At 37.6% G+C, this 2,601-nt stretch carries 3 protein-coding genes and 1 pseudogene; 3 read left to right on the forward strand and 1 reads right to left on the reverse strand.

All coding sequences use genetic code 11. From position 1 onward, the window contains the following. On the forward strand, positions 1–531 hold a 531-nt coding region (locus ACESK1_RS11135), incomplete at its 5' end, for a T9SS type A sorting domain-containing protein (protein WP_372920255.1). A gap of 1 nt (position 532) precedes the next feature. Here ACESK1_RS11135 and rsmG read toward each other — a convergent pair. Beyond that, positions 533–1,162, reverse strand: coding sequence for a 16S rRNA (guanine(527)-N(7))-methyltransferase RsmG (gene rsmG / locus ACESK1_RS11140; RefSeq protein ID WP_372920256.1), 630 nt, complete (start codon positions 1,160–1,162; stop codon positions 533–535). A gap of 122 nt (positions 1,163–1,284) precedes the next feature. Between rsmG and ACESK1_RS11145 the strand changes: the two genes are divergently transcribed. Next, positions 1,285–2,391 carry a fatty acid desaturase gene (locus tag ACESK1_RS11145; RefSeq protein WP_372920257.1) on the forward strand — a complete coding sequence of 369 codons (1,107 nt, stop codon included), beginning with the start codon at positions 1,285–1,287 and terminating at the stop codon, positions 2,389–2,391. A gap of 21 nt (positions 2,392–2,412) precedes the next feature. After that, positions 2,413–2,601 (forward strand): annotated as a pseudogene (locus ACESK1_RS11150) (aspartate aminotransferase); the annotation flags it as partial.

The following is a 2,601-nucleotide window of genomic DNA, read 5'->3' on the forward strand; positions in this document are numbered from 1 at the left end:
AATGAATTTGTGATCCAGGGAGTACCCCATTTTTATCTTGATCAGGTCCTACCAATTGGGTTAAAAATTGCTGAAGAAAGTGAGTTCAGCATAAAGATAAGTCAACTGGAGAATTTACCTGAACACGTAAATATTTACCTTTACGATAAAACTGAAGAAACTTATTTTGATTTAAGAAAGGCAGATTTTAAAGCTAATCTTGAGCCCGAAACCCATGATGACAGATATGAAATTGTTTTTCATAATGGCGAGGAACCAAAGGAAGAGGCTTCAGAAAAAGATGATTTGGAACTGAATATTGGTTATTCCTACAATACCCGTGAATTACATATTCAAAACCCGGAAATGTTGGAGATAAATAAACTGGTTATTTACAGTATTTCGGGACAGGAGGTACATAACTTTGTAGAGGTGCCAACAGCAAAACTAATAACCTTAGAACTGGACAAACCACTTAGCTCTGCTGTTTACGTTGTACGGGCCTACACCAATAAAGGAGTGATAGCAACCCAGGTGATTATTAAACAGTAGCTTACTTTTTGTATTTAAGAGGAAGATGAACCACCTTTTTGGTCAGGAAAAACTCCTCTTCAAAATAATCGGTGAGTTCGTAAATAGTGGCTTTAGGAAATTCGCGGAGTTCAACGGTGAGATCTCCACCTTTTAGGTATAGGATTCCGTTCTTTAACTCGTGTTTGCTCTTTTTGGCTATTTTCCCTTTAACCCAGTGAACAAAAGTTGGCATTGCTGCAACAGCTCTACTCACAATAAAATCATATTCTCCAGAGATCTCTTCTACCCTTGCATTGGTTACTTTCACATTTTCAAGATCGAGTCCGGCCACAACTTCCTCCACTACTTTAATCTTTTTCCCAATAGAGTCTACCAGGTGGAATTGAGTTTCAGGAAAAAGGATCGCTAAAGGAATTCCGGGGAAACCACCGCCGGTCCCAACGTCAAGAATTTTTGAACCGGGATTAAAGCTTTGTACTTTGGCAATACCCAGAGAATGTAAAACATGCCGTAAGTAAAGCTCATCTATATCTTTTCGGGAAACCACATTTATTTTCAGGTTCCAGTCCTTGTATAATTCTTCTAATTTGGCGAATTTTAAAAGCTGATCTTCGGTTAAATCCGGAAAGTATTTTTTTATTAATTCCAAAGTTTTCAAATTTGCCACAAAAATACATAATTTGGTGCTGAAATTGCAGCGTATATTAATACGGTATTGATTATAGATTAACTATATAAAAATTTTACCTTTACCGTTTACAAAAAAATTACATGGAAAACGTTCAAAATCAAATAAAATTCTCCCGGGTAGATTCTGCAAAGTTCTTTAGGATTCTAAACAAAAGAGTTAATAATTATTTCAAAGAAAACAATTTAAAAAAGACAGGGAACTGGAGGCTTCATCTAAAGGCCATAGCGATGTTCTCCTTATTTTTAACACCTTACTTTTTAATCCTTACATTAGATATATCCCAGTGGTGGATGCTTTTACTAACCGTAGTAATGGGTGCCGGAATGGCCGGTGTAGGCATGAATATTATGCATGACGGAAATCACGGCTCATATTCAACTAAGAAATGGGTAAATCAATTCATGGGAGGCACTATTTATGTGCTTGCCGGAAATGTTTACAACTGGCAGGTCCAACATAACGTACTTCACCATACTTACACTAACATTCACGGTCATGACGAAGATCTCGATGCAGGACGTATCATCCGATTTTCTGAACATTCCGAGTGGCGATGGTTCCATAAGTTTCAGCATTATTATTCTATTTTTCTTTATGGTTTATTGACCTTCAACTGGGCTCTCACCACAGATTTCAAGCAAACAAAAAACTACCTGAAAAGGAAGCTTTCCTATGGAAAAATGCCAAATCCGGTTACTCAATGGAGCATAGTCGCGATCACAAAGATTATTTATGTTGCTATCTGGATTGTAATTCCAATGCTGATTCTTTCTATTTCCTGGTGGAAAATTCTAATTGGATTCTTCGTGATGCATTACACCGCCGGATTAATTTTAAGCATAGTTTTTCAGCTGGCACACGTGGTTAAGGAAACCCAAATGCCACTACCCGATAAGACCGGGACTATGAAAAACACCTGGGCAATTCATCAGCTTTTTACCACGGTGAACTTTTCTACAAAAAACAAGATCGTAAACTGGTTCACAGGTGGCCTCAACCACCAGGTAGAGCATCACATTTTTCCGAATATAAGTCATATTCACTACTCGAAAATTTCAAAAATTGTAAAGGAAACCGCCAAGGAGTGCAACCTTCCTTACAACGAATATAAAACCACACGCGCAGCAATAATCGCCCATTTCAAACATCTTAAGGAAATGGGGTCAAAACCTGCAGTTTCAGTATAATTAATTCTTAACTTTTAAAAAATGCAAGAACAACTTTCCGACAGGATTAATAACCTGGCAACCTCTCAAACTTTGGCAATGGCTGCAAAAGCGCGTGAACTTAAGGCCGAAGGAAAAGATATTATTGGATTAAGCCTGGGAGAACCTGATTTTAACACTCCCGATTTCATAAAAGAAGCCGCCATTCAGGCTATCAACGATAACTACAAT

The sequence above is a fragment of the Salegentibacter sp. genome (assembly GCF_041642575.1).
In the GTDB taxonomy this organism is placed as follows: domain Bacteria; phylum Bacteroidota; class Bacteroidia; order Flavobacteriales; family Flavobacteriaceae; genus Salegentibacter.